At 53.1% G+C, this 17,466-nt stretch carries 15 protein-coding genes and 1 pseudogene; 14 read left to right on the top strand and 2 right to left on the bottom strand.

The window, feature by feature from the left end; all coding sequences use genetic code 11:
* The first annotated feature begins 81 nt into the window (after positions 1-81).
* The 9 genes from ruvB to ACT3RP_RS08280 all read left to right on the top strand — a co-directional run bounded on the left by ruvB (position 82) and on the right by ACT3RP_RS08280 (position 7,506).
* On the top strand, positions 82-1,119 hold the full coding sequence (gene ruvB, locus ACT3RP_RS08320; protein WP_483393619.1) for a Holliday junction branch migration DNA helicase RuvB: 1,038 nt from the start codon (positions 82-84) through the stop codon (positions 1,117-1,119).
* On the top strand, positions 1,116-1,529 hold the full coding sequence (gene ybgC / locus ACT3RP_RS08315; protein ID WP_483393618.1) for a tol-pal system-associated acyl-CoA thioesterase: 414 nt from the start codon (positions 1,116-1,118) through the stop codon (positions 1,527-1,529). The genes ruvB and ybgC overlap by 4 nt, the downstream gene beginning before the upstream one ends.
* A 73-nt stretch (positions 1,530-1,602) precedes the next feature.
* Positions 1,603-2,283, top strand: a complete 681-nt coding sequence (tolQ, locus tag ACT3RP_RS08310; protein ID WP_225734419.1) for a protein TolQ — start codon at positions 1,603-1,605, stop codon at positions 2,281-2,283.
* An 11-nt stretch (positions 2,284-2,294) separates the two neighbouring features.
* Positions 2,295-2,729 carry a protein TolR gene (gene tolR / locus ACT3RP_RS08305; RefSeq protein WP_096280092.1) on the top strand — a complete coding sequence of 145 codons (435 nt, stop codon included), beginning with the start codon at positions 2,295-2,297 and terminating at the stop codon, positions 2,727-2,729.
* The gene (tolA, locus tag ACT3RP_RS08300; protein ID WP_483393725.1) at positions 2,722-3,966 is read left to right on the top strand and encodes a cell envelope integrity protein TolA; all 1,245 of its coding nucleotides are present in this window, start codon (positions 2,722-2,724) and stop codon (positions 3,964-3,966) included. The genes tolR and tolA overlap by 8 nt, the downstream gene beginning before the upstream one ends.
* Entirely contained in the window at positions 3,966-5,255 is a 1,290-nt protein-coding gene (gene tolB / locus ACT3RP_RS08295) for a Tol-Pal system beta propeller repeat protein TolB (protein WP_096280088.1), read from the top strand. The genes tolA and tolB overlap by 1 nt, the downstream gene beginning before the upstream one ends.
* Positions 5,256-5,316: 61 nt before the next feature.
* Positions 5,317-5,862: a peptidoglycan-associated lipoprotein Pal gene (pal, locus tag ACT3RP_RS08290; protein WP_096280086.1), complete on the top strand. Its 546-nt coding sequence runs from the start codon at positions 5,317-5,319 to the stop codon at positions 5,860-5,862.
* Between the two features lie 63 nt (positions 5,863-5,925).
* Positions 5,926-6,720, top strand: a complete 795-nt coding sequence (ybgF, locus tag ACT3RP_RS08285) for a tol-pal system protein YbgF (protein ID WP_096280084.1) — start codon at positions 5,926-5,928, stop codon at positions 6,718-6,720.
* Positions 6,721-6,744: 24 nt separating this feature from the next.
* Positions 6,745-7,506: a YciK family oxidoreductase gene (locus ACT3RP_RS08280; RefSeq protein WP_483393617.1), complete on the top strand. Its 762-nt coding sequence runs from the start codon at positions 6,745-6,747 to the stop codon at positions 7,504-7,506.
* 25 nt (positions 7,507-7,531) lie between these two features.
* On the opposite strand, the gene ACT3RP_RS08275 is transcribed toward ACT3RP_RS08280, so the two are convergent.
* Both ACT3RP_RS08275 and ubiG read right to left on the bottom strand, forming a co-directional pair.
* Positions 7,532-8,200 (bottom strand): HAD-IA family hydrolase, encoded by a 669-nt coding sequence (locus ACT3RP_RS08275; protein ID WP_096280080.1) that lies wholly within the window; start codon positions 8,198-8,200, stop codon positions 7,532-7,534.
* Positions 8,201-8,944 carry a bifunctional 2-polyprenyl-6-hydroxyphenol methylase/3-demethylubiquinol 3-O-methyltransferase UbiG gene (gene ubiG, locus ACT3RP_RS08270; protein WP_483393616.1) on the bottom strand — a complete coding sequence of 248 codons (744 nt, stop codon included), beginning with the start codon at positions 8,942-8,944 and terminating at the stop codon, positions 8,201-8,203.
* A 151-nt stretch (positions 8,945-9,095) separates the two neighbouring features.
* Here ubiG and ACT3RP_RS08265 point away from each other — a divergent pair.
* The 5 genes and pseudogenes from ACT3RP_RS08265 to tamB form a co-directional block, all read left to right on the top strand.
* Positions 9,096-9,203: pseudogene (locus tag ACT3RP_RS08265) on the top strand (UTP--glucose-1-phosphate uridylyltransferase); the annotation flags it as partial.
* A gap of 116 nt (positions 9,204-9,319) precedes the next feature.
* Positions 9,320-10,612 carry a nucleotide sugar dehydrogenase gene (locus ACT3RP_RS08260; RefSeq protein ID WP_096280075.1) on the top strand — a complete coding sequence of 431 codons (1,293 nt, stop codon included), beginning with the start codon at positions 9,320-9,322 and terminating at the stop codon, positions 10,610-10,612.
* A gap of 9 nt (positions 10,613-10,621) precedes the next feature.
* A complete protein-coding gene (locus tag ACT3RP_RS08255; protein ID WP_483393615.1) occupies positions 10,622-11,443 on the top strand; it encodes a hypothetical protein in 822 nt (273 codons plus the stop codon).
* A gap of 93 nt (positions 11,444-11,536) precedes the next feature.
* A complete protein-coding gene (gene tamA, locus ACT3RP_RS08250) occupies positions 11,537-13,390 on the top strand; it encodes an autotransporter assembly complex protein TamA (protein WP_483393614.1) in 1,854 nt (617 codons plus the stop codon).
* A gap of 9 nt (positions 13,391-13,399) precedes the next feature.
* Entirely contained in the window at positions 13,400-17,455 is a 4,056-nt protein-coding gene (gene tamB, locus ACT3RP_RS08245; protein WP_483393613.1) for an autotransporter assembly complex protein TamB, read from the top strand.
* Positions 17,456-17,466 lie beyond the last annotated feature (11 nt).

The raw sequence follows: 17,466 nt of genomic DNA, 5'->3' as shown, positions 1-17,466 counted from the left end.
CGTACAGGCTGAGCATAGACCGTTGTTGAATTTACGATTAAAAAAACGCACTTAAAAAATGCACTTGAAAAAAGAGCACTTATGTTAGAACACGATCGGCTGATCGCCGCTGAGCCTGAGCAAGGTGAGGTGCGCATTGATTACGCAATTCGCCCCAAGCGGCTGGATGAGTATATTGGCCAGCCCCGCGTTCGCGAACAGCTGGAAATCTTCATCGGCGCCGCTCGGTTACGTGAAGAGAGCCTAGATCATACGCTGGTGTTCGGGCCGCCGGGGTTAGGTAAAACCACGCTGGCTCATATTATCGCCGCTGAGATGGGGGTGGGCATGAAGTCTACCTCCGGGCCAGTGCTTGAGCGTGCCGGCGACTTAGCCGCTATGCTGACCAATCTAGAGCCTGGCGACGTGCTTTTTATCGATGAAATTCACCGCCTTTCTCCCGTCGTCGAAGAAGTCTTATATCCCGCCATGGAAGATTTTCAGCTGGATATCATGATTGGTGAAGGCCCCGCTGCGCGTTCCATAAAGCTAGACCTTCCTCGTTTCACGTTGGTCGGCGCCACCACCCGTGCAGGATTATTAACCTCACCACTACGCGATCGGTTTGGCATTGTTCAGCGTCTTGAATTTTACAATCTGGAAGAGCTTACCGAAATTGTTTCGCGCTCAGCGCGCCTACTCGGCGTAGAAACCAGCCACGAAGGAGCTATTGAAGTGGCGCGTCGTTCACGAGGAACGCCTCGTATAGCGAATCGCCTATTGCGCCGTGTGCGCGATTACGCCGAAATGAAGGGCAACGGTGTGGTTGATGTAGCAATCGCAGACGCAGCACTCAATATGCTCAATGTAGATCATCATGGGCTAGATCATATGGACCGGCGGCTCTTACTGGCTATGATCGATAAATTCGATGGCGGCCCGGTGGGTATTGATTCATTAGCCGCAGCGATTAGCGAGGAGCGAGACACCATAGAAGATGTGATTGAGCCTTATCTTATTCAGCAAGGTTTAATCATGCGTACACCTCGTGGGCGCGTCGTCACACGTCAGGCTTGGCTACACTTTGAGCGCGTTCCTCACGAACAGGCGTCCGACATGGAAGGGGAGCGACGCCCGTGAGTGTCTCTACCGCCGCTAGTTATCGCCTGCCGCTACGTGTTTATATGGAAGATACGGATGCAGGCGGCATTGTTTACTACGTTAATTATCTGAAGTTTATGGAGCGTGCGCGCAGTGAATGGTTACGCGAACTAGGCCTTAATCAGCAAACGCTGCTAGACGAAGGTACACAGCTAGTGGTATACCGCTTGGCCTGTGATTATGCAAAGCCTGCCTGTTTGGACGATGCGTTGGAAATTAGTGCACGGGTAACTAACGTCGGGCGCTGTCGGATGGCCTTCGAGCAGCAAGTTTGGCGCGCTGAGGAACTCCTATGCACTGCCACAGTCGAGATAGCATGCTTGAGTAAAGAGCGTTTACGGCCAAAAGCTTGGCCACCCGCGCTTAAGATTTTGATACAGGCCTCTTAACCAAGAGGCCATTCACTGCGTCGGAAATACCGACCCTAATAGATTGATGAGGGCACCTGTGAACGATAACACCATGTCCATTCCCCACCTGATAATGAATGCCAGTACCGTCGTACAGCTGGTAATGCTGCTACTTGTGGTGGCGTCAATCCTCTCTTGGGTGGTGATTTTTCAGCGCAGCATAGCGCTGCGCCGTGCCAAGCAAGAATACAACCAATTTGAAGAGTCTTTTTGGTCCGGTGTCGACTTGAATGAGCTCTATCGAGAGATTCCAGTTGATGACCCTCGACACGGGGCTGAACACGTTTTCCAAGCTGGGTTTCGTGAATTCAACCGGCTAATGCCTAAAACGAGTGACGCTAGCACCGTGTTAGAGGGTGTACAGCGTAGTATGCGCGTGGCGTGGTCACGGGAAGAGGATCGCTTAACGCAGCACTTGGTCTTTCTAGCCACTGTTGCTTCTGCAAGCCCTTATATCGGTCTGTTCGGGACGGTCTGGGGTATCATGGGGTCATTTCAGGCACTGTCGTTGACCCAGCAGGCAACCTTGTCAACGGTTGCGCCATGGATTGCGGAAGCGCTGATTGCAACGGCGATGGGCCTGTTTGCCGCTATTCCAGCGGTTATTTTCTATAACCGTCTCTCTAATGACGCTTCTCGGCTGCTCGGCAAATATGAAGATTTTGCGGAAGAGTTTCACGCTATCTTGCACCGTAATCTGCAGGGTCGTGACAGCAAACCGAGCGCAAGTTAAGGGAGACGGCTATGCAAGGACCATTTAATCGTAGCGGTAAAAGCAAGCCGATGGGGGAAATTAACGTCGTCCCCTTTATCGACGTTATGCTGGTACTGCTGGTGATTTTCATGATCACTGCGCCTATGTTGACTCAGGGCGTGCAAGTTGAGCTGCCTCAGGTTTCGTCTCAGCCGATTGATGAGCAGGAAAATGATCCGATCATTATTTCGGTTGACAGTGACGGTGGTTACTTCATCACTCTCGGCGAGGACTCCACCTCAGTAACGCTCGATGAAATGTCCCAGCGCGTGGTGGCTATTTTGCAACGGCGTCCTGGAACACCGGTGATGGTGCGTGGCGACCGCAATGTGGCCTATGGCCAAATTGTTGTGCTTATGAGTACCCTCCAAGGTGCGGGGGTTGCCAACGTGGGGCTGCTTTCTGAGCCGCCGCAAGATGGGTAAGGGCAAAGCGTATATGGCAGGAAAGTCTTCTCACGACCCCCAAGATGTTGGCTATAAATGGCCCACCGTTTTGGCGATAGGCGTGCACGCTGCCATTGTGCTGTTTAGCTTGGTTAGCTTGCCCAGCCGAACGGCAGAGCCTGATAGCTCTTCGATTGTTCAGGCGACGTTAGTGAGTACGGAGACATTTACCGATCAAGCGCAGCAGGCAACGGATCAGCAGGCGGCCATGAGTGCGCCAGCTGACGCGCCTACAGAGCCTGATGCTCCCGATGAGCCTTCTGCAAGCGAGCAGCAAGCCGCCGCGGAGCAGCAGGCTGCTGAACAAGCCGCTGCAGAGGCGGCCGAGCAAGCAGCAGCAGAGGCGGCTCAACGCGCTTCTCAAGCTGAGGCTCAGGCATTAGAAGAAGCGCGCGAGGCGGCAGAAGCCGAAGCTCTGCGCCGTGCGGCAGAAGCGTCCGAGCAAGCTGAGCAGCAGGCAGCAGAGACAGCGGAGCGTCAAGCTGAAGCAGAAGCCGCCGCAGAACGTCAGCGTGAAGTAGAAGATGCCCGACGCCAGCAGGAGGCGGCGGAGCAAAAGCGTGAGGAGGAAGCAGCCGCCGAAGCCGAGCGCGAGCAGGAAGCCGCGGAACAGCAGCGCGAAGAAGAAGAGGCCGCCGAAGCCGAGCGTCAACGCGAAGCGGCAGAGCAGCAGCGTAAAGAAGATGAGGCCGAAGCCGCACAAAAACGTGAAGCTGAAGAGGCGCGCCAGCGTGAGGAGCAAGAGGCCGAACGCGAGCGGGAAGCCGAAGCCCAGCGTCAGCGTGAGGCACAAGAGCAGCAGCGTCGTGAAGCTGAAGCAGAAGCGGAGCGTCAACGTCAGGCCGCGGAAGCAGCGGAGGCCGCCATGCAGCGCCAGCTAGCCGGTGAAGCCGAAGCAGCTGCCAATGCACAGCAGGCTGCGCAGGCGGCCAATAGCTTTATCAATATCGTTCGTCGTGCGGTTGAGCAGGCCTGGTTGATTCCGGCCGGTGCAAGTGATTCGATGAGTGCTACGCTACAGGTACGTCTTGGTCCATCGGGTGAACTGTTAGCAACGTCGATTGTGACATCAAGCGGCGATAGTGCTTTTGACAGGTCTGTCATGCAGGCCGTGGAACATGCTGCACCGTTTGGTGAATTGAGAGATTTACCAGCCGATCAGCAGCGTAATTTACGTCAGTTTAATCTGCGATTTACTCCGGGAGATGTTCGCTGATGCAAAGCTTGAGCAAAGTGTGGTTGTTCTGTGTGCTGCTGTTCGTCAGTAGTGCAGTGAGTGCCGACAACTTGACGATTGAAATTACTCGAGGTAGCGATCAGGCGCTACCCATTGGCGTGGTGCCGTTCGCAGGTTCAGACGGCATGCCCGAAGATGTCGCACAGATTGTGCAGGATGATCTTGAACGCAGTGGCTATTTTGCCCCGCTAGCACGTAGCGCTATGTTTGAGACGCCCAGCCAGTCTGACGATGTTCAGTTCGGCACATGGCATTCTCTTGATGTGCGCTACTTGGTCGTCGGCAGCGCGCAACCAACCGATGGTGGCTTTGAGCTGCAGTTTGAGCTCATGGACATTAGCGGTCAGCGTAGGATGATCGGTGAGACAGTTACCGTAAGAGGTAATGATCTTCGCGGTGCTGCTCACTATATTAGTGATCAAATCTTTGAAGAAATCACCGGCATCCGTGGTGCGTTCTCAACCAAAATTGCTTATGTGACTGCCCAAGGTATTGGCGATAATATGCAGTTTGGTTTGTACGTTGCCGATGCCGATGGGCGTCGCAGCGAGCAGGTATTGACCTCTGATGAGCCGATTATGTCACCATCATGGTCACCCGACGGTAGTAAGCTTGCCTACGTATCTTTTGAAACAGAGCGCCCTGCCATCTATATTCAAGATGTAGCAACCGGTCAGCGCGTTCAGGCAACGTCATTTGACGGCATTAACGGTGCACCTGCGTGGTCGCCAGATGGTCGTCGTATTGCGATGTCATTGTCTAAAGATGGCCAGCCCGAAATTTATATTATGGATGTCGGCAGCAGTTCAGTAGAGCGCATCACCAATAATAATAGTATTGATACTGAGCCAGCTTGGGCGCCAGACGGCCAGAGTCTGCTGTTTACCTCTGATCGCAGCAGTGGCCCACAGCTTTATCAGTATTCGATGGGCGGTGGTGAGGCTAAACGCCTGACATTTACCGGCAACTACAACGCTCGCGGTCGCTATTCTCCTGACGGCGAGCAGATATTCTTGATACATCGTTCTAGTCGCGGGTATCAAGTGGCACGGCAAGATTTAAGCGGCGATCGCTTAGTCGTATTGAGTGAATCAACAAGAGATGAATCTCCTAGTGTTGCGCCGAACGGGACCATGGTAATCTTCGCTACCCAAGAGGGTAATAGTGGGGTGCTAAGTGCTGTTTCTGCCGATGGACGCTCTTCATTTAGACTGCCATCAGCACAAGGTGATGTACGTGATCCAGCTTGGTCACCCTTCTTAAATTGATCGACTTAATTAACTAACATCGAAAATCGAAAATTTTAGTTTTCAGGCAAGGAGTCTGATTATGCAACTTAAACCGTTGGCTCGCTCATTAGCAGCAGTGCTATCTATCGTGGTAATCGCTGGCTGTTCCAGCACCGGCGGAACCCAAGATGGTGACTCGTACGGTAGCCAGGACGGCAGCACTACAGGTTCTAACACTTCCGGTACAGGCACAGGTAGCCAGTACGGTTCATCTACTGGTTCAGGCTCAGGTTCTGGTCAGCAAGCTGATTCGCGCATTCCGGAAGTGCGCACCATTTATTTCGATTTTGACCGTGACACGATCAAAAGCGAATATGAATCTGTAGTGATGGCCCATGCGCGTTACCTACGTGCCAACCCGAATGCACAAGTGGTTCTCCACGGGCATACGGACGAGCGCGGTACTCGCGAATACAACATGGCGCTAGGCGAGCGTCGTGCGGGAGCGGTAAAGCGTTTCTTAAACATCCAAGGTGTTTCCAATTCGCAAATGAGCGTTGTTAGCTATGGCGAAGAACGTCCGGCAGTGAGTGGTGAAGGCGAAAGCGCCTCTTCACAAAACCGTCGCGTTGTATTTAACTACTAAGTATTTAACTACGGTTGATTTCGGCGTGCTTATGGCACGCCGTTTTTCATCGATGGAGTTGTTATGAATCACAGTCTCAAACGTTACTTTGGGAGGCTGTGCGGTGCGGGAGCCTTAGTGCTCCCGCTGTCCGTATTGCCGTTAATTGCCGTAGCACAACAGCCGCTTGTCCAAGACCTTTCCAATGCTCCCAGCAATGGCTTTTATCAGCAGGCGCAGCGTGAAGAATCGTCTGGCGGCAATCTGGTGTTGTTTAATCAGGTGCAGGAACATCAGCAAGAACTTCAACAACTGCGGGGGCAAATAGAAGAATTACGCCACCAGCTAGAGCAGTTGCGTCGTCAATCTCAGCAGCAGTACCTGGATATTGAAGACCGGTTGATGAGCAGTGGCCCTACTCAGATTGAGCAGTCCACACCGGCCGTAGAGCCTGAAGCCGCTGAGCAAGTCGTGAATGCGCCTTCTACTAAAAATGTAAGTGAAGACGCGCAAGCTGATTACCAGGCAGCCTTTGCACACGTGCAAGCCCGGCGTTTTTCAGAAGCCATTGCAGCGTTTGAAGCCTTTGTTACTGATCACCCAGATACTAGCTTAACGGCTAACGGTCATTATTGGTTGGGTGAACTTTACGCCGCAGAAGGCGAGCTAGGGGAGGCCGACCAGTCCTTTAGCCGCGTTATCAATGATTATAGCGGCAGCAGTAAAGTGCCTGATGCTCTTTATAAGCTGGGTCTGGTCAAGGCGCGTCAAGGTGAAGCAGAAGGTAGTCGAGAGTTGCTTGAGCAAGTGCGTGATGACTACCCACAAAGCAGCGCCGCAGGTCTTGCGAACGACTTTTTACGCCAATCAGCCAGTTAACAACGTTTGCTTGAAGGAATCAGCATGAGCTGCAAGATCGACTATCAACCAGCGCCCAGCCTATTGGAAAATCGCATTGTGTTGGTAACCGGTGCAGGCGATGGAATTGGCCGCGCAGCCGCATTGAGCTATGCCCAGCATGGGGCGACCGTTATTTTGCTAGGACGCACTATTGCTAAGCTAGAGCGCGTTTATGATGAAATCGAAGCGGCAGGTGGGCCTCAGCCAGCCATTTTTCCGCTGAACTTTGAAGGTGCCACGCTTAAAGATTTTCATGATATGGCCAAAACGCTGGACAAAGAGTTCGGCCGTTTGGATGGCCTCTTGCACAACGCAGGGCTGTTAGGCCGTATCACACCGTTTGATCAGTACGATCCCGAGCTGTGGCAGCAAGTCATGCAGGTCAATATCAATGGCCCAATTTGGATGACCCAGGCGCTGCTGCCGTTATTGCAAGAGTCTGATGATGCCTCGGTAATCTTTACCTCTTCCAGTGTTGGTCGCAAAGGCCGTGCCTATTGGGGCGCTTATTCTGTCTCTAAGTTTGCCACTGAAGGGTTTGTCGATGTACTGGCCGATGAATTACAGAACCAACCCAATATCCGCATTAACTCGCTGAATCCAGGTGCTACGCGCACTCAAATGCGCCGTTCTGCCTTCCCAGGTGAAGACCCGGCTGCGCTGCGCTCACCCGAAGCCATTATGCCGACCTACTTATGGTTAATGGGGCCCGACAGCACGGGAGTCAGCGGCCAGAAGCTAGATGCTCAGCCGCCGCGCATATAATAAATGTCTCGATGCCTGACGGCGCTTAGCGTTTAAATTCGCTTAGGGCATCGACGAGCGCTTCGCATTCTTCAAACCAGATGTCTGCAGGCCAATCCTTATAGTTGTCCTCTTTGCTAATATAGCCATAGCCCACCGCTACCGCCGTCATTCCGGCTGCTACGGCGGCTTCTATATCGCGAACATGATCGCCAACATACCAGCACTGCTCCGGCTTAACGTTCAAGCGCTTGGCAGCTTCCCATAGTGGTTCAGGTGCCGGTTTTTTGACACTCAAGTCATCCGCGCATAGCAGCGCCCCTGGCTGTAAATTCAGCTTTTCGAGCAGTGGCAGGGTATATCGGCGCGGTTTATTGGTCACAATTCCCCACGGTTGCCCATTGCGATGCCAATCATTCAGCCAAACGTCCAAAGGCGAAAAAACTCGGCTATGAACAGCGACGGCCTGTTCGTACGCATCCAGTAAAAACTCTCGTGCCTGTATATGTTGTGACGAATCAATATCGAGCCCAAGCGCCAGCGTCACCAGCGCATTACCGCCGTTAGATACCTCACGGCGTATTACCTCAAACGGGAGTGGCGCTAAGCCATGATGGCTGCGCAACACGTTGGTGGCATTCGCCAAATCCGGTGCGGTATCGACGAGGGTGCCGTCTAGGTCAAAGAGAATCGCTTGCGGTGCTTGCTTGGTCATTTAACTGCTCACCTTGCGGCAGTACATCATGTAGTTGACCGAGACATCGTGGCTAGCCAAGCGATAGCGGCGTGTTAAAGGATTGTAGGTAAGTCCTGTCTGTTCACGCACTTCTAAGCCGCTGTTGCGCGACCAAGCGGCCATTTCTGACGGGCGAATAAATTTTGCATAGCTATGGGTGCCGCGGGGCAGCAGTTTGAGTACATATTCCGCCCCTAAAATGGCAAACGCATAGGATTTTGCGGTTCGATTTAGCGTTGAGAAAAATACATAGCCGCCCGGTCTTACAAGGGCACTGCAGGCTCTGATCACCGATGCGGGGTCGGGCACATGCTCAAGCATTTCCATGCAGGTAACCGCATCATAAAAGCCGGGCTGCTTGGCCGCCATGGCCTCTACGCTAATGTGCTGATAATCGACTTCAACGCCACGCTCTTGCGCATGCAGGCGGGCGACCGCTAGGGGGGCTTCACCCAAGTCAATGCCTGTCACCTTAGCCCCGCGATGTGCCATAGACTCGCTTAAAATGCCGCCGCCGCAGCCTACATCAAGGACTTTTTTCCCGGCTAGACCAGCGCGGGCATCAATAAAATCCAAGCGCAGCGGATTTATCTCGTGCAGCGGTTTAAATTCGCCCTGTTGGTCCCACCAGCGGCTCGCAAGTGCCTCAAATTTAGCGACTTCCGCTGCATCGACGTTGCCTTGATAGTGGTCAGCAGTGCTATCCTGTGGTGTCGCTTGCATAGTGTGGCTTCCGTTGTCATTGCACAGTTGGTGAAATAATTACACGCTGCCCAATCGTTATCGTCTAATGCGAGGTGGCATCCACCCGCGCCTTCAGTATTATGGACATTCTAACCACTCCTGTGTCGGAACGCATGAAAAGGACCTCTCTATGATTCGCAAGGCCGTGCTCCCCGTGGCTGGATTTGGCGCTCGCTGCTTGCACGCATCGAAGGCTATTCCCAAGGAGATGATTACGATTGTTGATAGACCTGTGATTCCATGAGCTGTTAGCCATGCTACGTATTTGCTACGCTCGCTTATGCTCGTCGTCATCTTGAGCTTGGAAAAGCTTTTCAAACGCTGCTGTCGCGTTACCACCTAGGAGAGTAATGCATGCGGGTGCTACTTTATGGAAGCGAATTAAGTGCCGCGACCGCCGCTGCCGCGTTAGCTTGGGTAGGCCATCAAGTGCAGTGGCTGCCACACGCGGACGCGCCCTGGTCTGCTCTTTCACAGGTCGACTGGCTACGGAGCGAACCTCAGTTGAGGGCGCACCTTGAGCAGGGCTTAGCGGAGGGCACGCTTCAAGTCATTGAGCAGCTGTCAGAAGCCGCTATCCCTGACGTTATCTGGTTAGCGTTATCACCTGCTCAACGCGGCGCTGCCAGCACGCTGCTTGAAGATCCGCTGTTAGCCGATCAGCATGGTATTGTACTGGTCAATAATTCGACCTTTCCGGTAGGGGAAACCGAGCGCCTGCATACGCTGATGGGCGCTCAGCACACCAGCGTAGCCCTTCCTGACACCTTAGAAGAAGGCCGTGCTTGGGATTCATTTACTCGCCCGACGAGGTGGCTGCTGGGTTGTGATGATGCCACCGGCGAGCAAGTGGCAAGAGAGCTTTTACGCGCGTTTAATCGGCGCAGCGAAGTATTTCAGTGCATGCCGCGCCGTGCCGCCGAGTTAACGAAGCTAGCCATTAATGGCATGCTGGCGACGCGCATTAGTTACATGAATGAAATAGCCGGTTTGGCGGATACGCTAGGCGTTGATGTTGAGCATGTTCGCCAAGGGATGGGTGCCGATTCTCGCATCGGTTTTGAATATCTGTATCCAGGCTGTGGTTTTGGTGGCCCTAGCTTCTCGCGTGACTTGATGCGCTTAGCCGATGTTCAGTTGCAGAGCGGCCGCTACTCAGCCCTGCTTGAGCAGGTAATGGACATCAACGAGCAGAAAAAAGAGACGCTGTTTCGTAAACTATGGTCGCACTTTGGTGGCGAGCTTGCGGGCAAAACAGTCGCGATTTGGGGCGCTGCCTTTAAGCCTGGTACCGCACGTATCGATCATGCCCCGGTGCTGACGCTGCTTGAGGCATTATGGGCCCAGGGCGTGACGGTTCAGTTGCATGACCCCGCCGCCGTCCCAGCGCTTCGGGCTTTTGTGGGTGAGCGCGATGACCTGCGTACGTTTACCCATGACCCCTATCAGGCGTGTGAAGGGGCCGACGTGTTGATGCTAGTCACAGAATGGAAAACGTATTGGAATCCTGACTGGCATCGGCTAGCGTCGTTATTAGACGCTAAGCTAGTACTAGACGGACGTAATATTTATGATCCTGAGTTTGTTGCCAGCTGTGGAATAATGTACCGGGGAATAGGCCGCCGTGCCGATCCGAAGACTCTTTGAGGAAATGTCATGCCAGACGCTAGCGCCTCCTCTCGTATTGTACCCGACGTGGATCAAAGCTTGACGACGCAACCTATACGCCATCGAAAAGGGCCGGCGCTCTGGCCGCTGTGGCTATTCATATTTTTGATCATGGGAGTCTTGATCGCAGCAGCGGCTGGACTTTGGTATGAGCGTGAACGATTGTTAGATGAACTGCGCGTGGTCAGCGGAGAGGTGTCCAATGTTCATGCCCGGCTTGATTCAGGCGACGGTGATGTGCAAGACACGATTACCTTTGTGCAGGCGCAAATGTCGACGCTGTTCCAGGAGCAAGAGCAGCTATCTGTTTCGCTTATTGATACTCGCGAAGAGCTGTACGGCCTGCTCACTAATAGTGATGATATGGTTTCAAGTGATTCGATTAATGCTCTCGCACAGCAGATAAAGCAGTTTCAAGAGCGGGCGGCGCTTCGCGATAGTCAGCTGATGGCGATTCGCGAATCGCTTAATACACTAGAGCAGACGGGCGTATCGGGTCGACAAAGTTTGGTTGAAGAAGTTGCCCATTTAGAGCAACTCACTGACCAGCGGCTTGAAGAACAGGATAGCCAGATCGACAGCGCTAGCCGCTCTTGGGAAGGGCAGTTGGCAGCGCAAAGAGACGAGTTCGCAACGCGATTCGACTCGTTTGAAGCAGCGATCGATGATAGTGAAGACCCGGTTGACCAAGAAGCTTTGCAGGCATTAGAGCAGCAGTGGAGCCAGCGCTTAGGTACACTTGAAAGCGATCTGCGCCAGGTGCGTCAAGCGCAGCTCGCCTTCAGTGCTCAGTTAGAAATGTTGCGTTAAAGAAAGAATATTCTGACGTCGACACCTGTGATTTGCTAATGCATTAAATGGGTAGAACGATGAAGCCGCTGATATAGTTTAGGAAAAAAATGTATGGGAAGACAACAGCGATGGACTTCAGCTACAGGGCGAGTTTTTTTTGTAGTGCTACCACTTTTTTGTGCATCATCTGGGGCATTGGCCGTTGATGCGACCATTGAGGGGATCACCGGAGAAGTCGATAAAAACATTAAAGCCTACTTACAGAATGTCGACGCCGAGCAATATACCGACGCTCGCTTAGAGGGCGAAGTGCGCCGCCGGACTCAAGAAGCCATGCGCGTATATGGTTACTATGAGCCAGAGATAACGCTGGAAAGAAACACCGATGACCGTGTGTGGCTGACCATTGAGCCGGGGCCGCAAGTAAAAGTCGAAACACTATCCGTTAACGTTGAAGGCGGTGCGAGAGATGACCCGCCTTTTCAAGATGCATTAGAGGCGTTTCCTCTTAAAGAGGGTGACGTATTACGCCATGCACCGTGGGATCGCCTTAGTGGTCAACTGTCCGGCCTAGCCATTGAGCGCGGGTATTTTGACTGGGGGTTTACCGACAAGCGCATGGAGGTTCGCCCGTACTTGCAAAGTGCTCGCTTGTACATGGATTTTGACAGCGGTGCGCGTTATCAATTTGGCCCCACCTCGATCAAGGGTAGTCATATTGAACTTGACCGTCTTCGCCGTATACAGCCCTTTGAGTCTGGCGATCCCTATTTGGCAGAAAATTTAGCGCTTTATAGTCAACGTCTCGCTGACACAGGCTGGTTCAGTTCTATTTCCGTGCGCCCACGTCTCGCAACCGCTCAGGAGTTAACTATTGCGCCTCCTGGCGAGAGTGATCCTTGGTGGAGTGAGGCTACGCCCTCTCAACCGCAGCGCCCGCGTTTGAGCAGTGCTGCCTTAGCCGGTGCACTCAGTATTAATAAACCCGATGATAAAGAGCTTCCTATTGATGTCAGCGTTGAACCTGCGGATCGCCATCAGTTTGAGGTAGGTATCGGTTTCGCCACCGATGTGGGCCCGCGCCTTCGCTTTGGCTGGGAACAGCCGTGGATCAATCGGTATGGCCATAGCCTTGACCACGATCTTTATTTATCTGCACCAGAGCAACGTTTCACCGGGGTATACGACATACCTCTTGAAAACCCGTTACGCGATAGCTACCGGCTTCAATACGGCGTTCGTAATCTTGATGACAACGATACTGAGTTGCTAGAAGGCACCGTGGAATTTGCGCGGCGCTGGCAGTTTGACAATGACTGGGTCCAGCTGCTGTACCTTCGCACCAGCTATGTAGACTTTGTACAGGGCGGCGAGGCCGATAAAGTTTGGCTCTTCTATCCCGGTGTTCAGTGGACGCGTACCCGCACGCGGCCCCAGCGCTTCCCTCTATGGGGCGATCGTCAGCAGCTTTCGTTCGAATACTCAGACACCGTTTGGGGCTCGGATGCACAGTTTGCACGCATGACGGGGGATACGGAATGGATTCGTACCATCGGTAACGATAACCGCTTTTTAGCGCGCATCAGTGTAGGGGCGATAGAAACGGAAGACTTTGATAAGTTGCCTCCATCGCTACGCTTTTTTGCCGGCGGTGATCGCAGCGTACGCGGTTACTCCTATGAAAGCCTCTCTCCGCGTAATGATGAAGGGCGTCTACGGGGTGGTCAGCAAATGCTGACGTCGACACTGGAGTATCAGCGGCGTGTTACCGGCGACTGGTGGGCGGCCACGTTTGTTGATAATGGTGATGCCTTTGATGACTGGGCTCCCGATGATCTGAAAACCGGTGCGGGCGCAGGCGTACGCTGGATCTCGCCGGTGGGACCAATTCGCTTAGACATTGCCCATCCCTTTGACGATGAAGATGCTTTTCGCTTGCATTTTTCCATCGGACCGGAATTCTAGGAGAAAGACTTGTCACAGGTTGAATCATCTACTGCTGAACAGCGCCATGTGCTGTCTTCGAAATCTCGAATCTGGCTGTTGGTTTGGAGTCTGGTGCGTATCATTATCCTGCTGCCCATTTGGCTGTTTGGGCTTGTAGCGTTAATTCTGGGTACCGCGCTATCCCCATGGGGAACGGGCATGTTGCTTTCACAAGGCGAGCAGCGCGATTTTTTCTCGTACGCCCATCATGAAGGCGGTTTACTCGATCATTTCGTGATTGAGGATTTTCAGCTAAGACTGGGTGAAACGCGCATTGGTATTGATGAGTTTGAATTGGCCTGGGCCGATGACTGCGTACTGTCAAAGCGCTTATGCATTGATACGCTTCGTGTTGTGGGGGCTGATATTCGGCTAGGAGCAGCCAGTGAGCAGGAGTCCCCTCCCAAAGAAGACAGTGCGCCGCTATCGATCCGCTTTCCCTTTCCTATCGAACTGCGCTCGTTACAGCTAGAGGATGTCAGCCTCCGACTTGCTGATGGCACCGAGGTATCTTGGCGTTCGTTAAATTCCTCAGCCGTTGCCGAAGGTAACGAGGTACGGCTCGCGCCAACGCATTTAGAGGCGCCTCGCGTCTATTTACCGCCATCCCCTGGTATTTTGTTAACCCAAGGTATAGATACGCCGCTTTATGGTGAGGCTATTGATGCTTCTATAGCGCTCCATCAGCCACAAAATGATGCAGTAGAAATCGCCGAATCAGTCGAACAACCGCTTGAAGCACGAGAGCGTCTTGTGCTGCCGGATATCACACTGCCCGTGAATGTTCAGATACCTGAATTTACCGTCAGTGATTTCCGCTTAGAAGGCGCCGTTGAATATAGTGTTGAGAGCCTTCGATTAGGGCTTTTAACTGACGGTAGCGACGTTGAAGTAACGCAGCTGTCGGTCGTGACCCAGGATGCCCAGGCAGAATTAACGGCAGAGACTACCCTGAGCGGCAACTATCCTTTAGCAGCCCGCTTAGATGTAGAGCTTTTCTTACCTGAACTGTTTCCAGAGCTGAACGGTGAAACGCTGACCCTGGTGCTGTCTGGCTCAATGGATGCGCTTGAGGCGCAGCTTGAGGCCGCCGGAGTGGTGAACGCTACACTTAGCGGGCAGATTGATGCGCTAGCACCCACGTTGCCTTTCCAGCTGCGCTTGCAAAGTGAGCAAGTGCAGTGGCCGTTGCTGGGTAATGAGACAGCCACTGCTTCTAACGAGGTTGCCGATACGCTTGAGGGCGGCGATGCCGTCGATCCTTATATCATCGACGATTTAGACCTACAGCTAACGGGTACTATTAGCGACTATAGTGCCCAGCTAGGTCTTTCTGTGCAGGGTCCCAGCGTTCCGCAAACCCAAGTTAACCTCAGGGGTCAAGGCGATCTTGAGCACTTCAGCTGGCAGCCTCTCACATTGGCCGTGGGCGATAGCACTTTGAGTAGCGAAGGTACCGTCAATTGGTTAGCACCGTTGCAGGTAGATGCGAGTGTGCGCTTGGATCAGTTTGACCCGGGGCTTTTTGTAGATCAATTAGACGGTAATTTAAATGGTGACATTGAGCTGTCAGTGCGCCAGATGGAGGATCAGTGGGCTATAAGCGTGCCCAATCTCGCCATTGATGGCGAGCTGCGCGACTATCCACTAACCCTGCAAGCTGCTTTTGACGCTAACAGTAATTTGGAAGTTGATATTGATGAACTGCTGTTCACTCAAGGCAATAATCGCATAGAAGCGGCAGGCCAAATCAGTGAAAAAGCGATGTCGTTGAATGCGGATATAGCCCTGCGCCAATTGCAAACGCTGTCACCGGATCTTGCCGGCACCTTAGTGGGTACACTGCAGGCAAGCGGTAGCTTTAACCAACCTCAATTAATTGCCAACTTGCAAGGTAACGCACTGCGCTTTGCTGAAAACCGTATTGAACAGCTTGAGCTAACCGCTGATGTGAAAGGGCTAGAAGATCCGCGGTTAGATGTTCAGTTAGCCATGACCAACGTATTAGCGGGTGGTCAATCACTGTCAGATATTACAGCGACGTTGTCCGGCCGTCTTTCGCAACATCAGTTAGAGCTGACGGTTCTGGGGCAAAATGATGCAGTATTAAGCCGTGCTTTGATCGCATTAGAAGGCCGCTTTAATCAGCAAAGTCAACAATATCAGGCACGTTTAACGCCCTTAGAAATTGATTCTGAAGCGGGCACTATCCGCCTCGAAGCGCCGCTAGATTTACGCTACAACCTTGCCGATGGTCAGGCTCGCTTGTCACCGTTTTGCTTGCGTCGTGAAGAAGGTGGCCTTGTGTGTTCTGAAGAGGTAATTACTGCCTCGGCGCAACAAGGTAATGCAACGCTGACGGTGCGTGAAGTTCCAATGGAGATGCTAGAGCCCTTTTTGCCCGAAGAGTGGCAGTTAGAAGGTGATACCACGGCGGATCTTGCCGCAAACTGGCGTCGGGGCGGCGCTCAATGGCAGGCGGATCTACGCATCTTAAGCGATGTGGCAATTACAGCGGTCAATGACTATGGCCAGCCAGTGCAATTGCCCAAAATCAGTTTAGATGCGCAAGTTGAGGCTAACCAGGCTCAAGCTGATGCGGACATTGCGCTGTCTCTCGCAGAGGCGGGTGATCTGAATTTTAACCTCTCGATTAACGATCCGTTAGGGCGCGGCGTGCTGAATGGGGAGCTGCGCGCCAATAATATTTCGCTAGAACCTTATCGGCCGATGGTTGTGGGTATGGACCGCTTAGCCGGGGATTTGACGGGCAGCGTACAAATAACGGGAACGACCAGTCAGCCTGATTTACAGGGCCAGCTTGGGCTGCGCAGTATCCAAGTTAATGGCCCTGACATTCCGGTTGATGTTCAAGATGGTGAGCTCATTGTTTCATTCGATGGTGAGCAGGGCGATATTAATGGATTTCTAGCGGCTGAGCGCGGGCGTTTAGAAATAACCGGTGATGCTTATTGGCCAAGCGGCGATGACTGGCGTATTGGCGTGGACTTGAACGCCGTGAAGGAGCCAATCCTGATCGTATTGCCGCAGTTTGGTCGGCTGGAAGCCGCGCCGGATATTCGCGTGCGAGTGACGCCGGAAAGGCTGCAAGTAAGGGGCGATATCAATGTACCCTGGGCTCGCCTTGAAATTGGCGATATGCCGGCATCCGCAGTAACGCCCAGTGGCGATGAAGTGATTATTACCGAGCGCGAGGATCGCCAGGCGGAGATTGAAAGGCAGCGTGTTGCTGCCAGCGGTGAAGGTCCAAGTACGTCGGATGAGCTTGCAGCGACCGGTATGGAGCTCGATATACTGGTAACCCTGACCCTGGGTGGCGATATGCAGTTCGCGGCCTACGGTTTAAAATCAGGCCTTGGGGGATCGCTAGAAATTCGTCAAAGCGGCGGGGCATTGCAGCTGTTTGGTGATGTGAATCTGGTTGACGGTCGGTTCCAGGCTTTTGGGCAGGACCTGTTGATTCGTCGCGGAGAAATACTGTTCAGCGGTCCTCCTGGCCAGCCTAGGCTTGATTTCGAAGCGATTCGCAATCCGGATGTAACCGAGGACGATGTCATCGCTGGTCTGCGGGTAACGGGCAACGCCCAAGAACCTAATGTAGCGATATTCTCTGAGCCTGCGATGAATGAATCGAGCGCATTATCTTATCTTCTACGTGGCCGCGCGCCGGATGCTGCGGGTGGCGGTATTGATAGTGCTTTGACAACCGCGTTAATTGGCATGTCACTGGGGCGGACAGGCGGTGCAGTGGGCTCAATCGGCCAGGCTTTTGGTATTGATGACTTGTCCCTAGATACCACCGGCGCTGGTGACGATAGCCAAGTTGCCGTGAGTGGTCAGTTGACGGACGATCTTCGTATTAGTTACGGGGTAGGAATTTTCTCGCCAATTGCAGAACTAACCTTACGCTATACGCTTTTGCGTAATCTTTATTTGCAGGCCGTATCAGGCGCCAACCAAGCGGTGGATTTGATTTATACGTTTACCCGCTCTGGTAATCCTGAAATTCTCAAACAGCAATAAGTGAGGGCGAT

This window comes from Halomonas sp. AOP5-B2-8 (genome assembly GCF_052376475.1).
GTDB classification, from domain to species: Bacteria; Pseudomonadota; Gammaproteobacteria; order Pseudomonadales; family Halomonadaceae; genus Vreelandella; species Vreelandella casei.
Note: the sequence above shows the minus strand (reverse complement) of the source record. Positions and strands in the feature narration are given on the sequence as shown.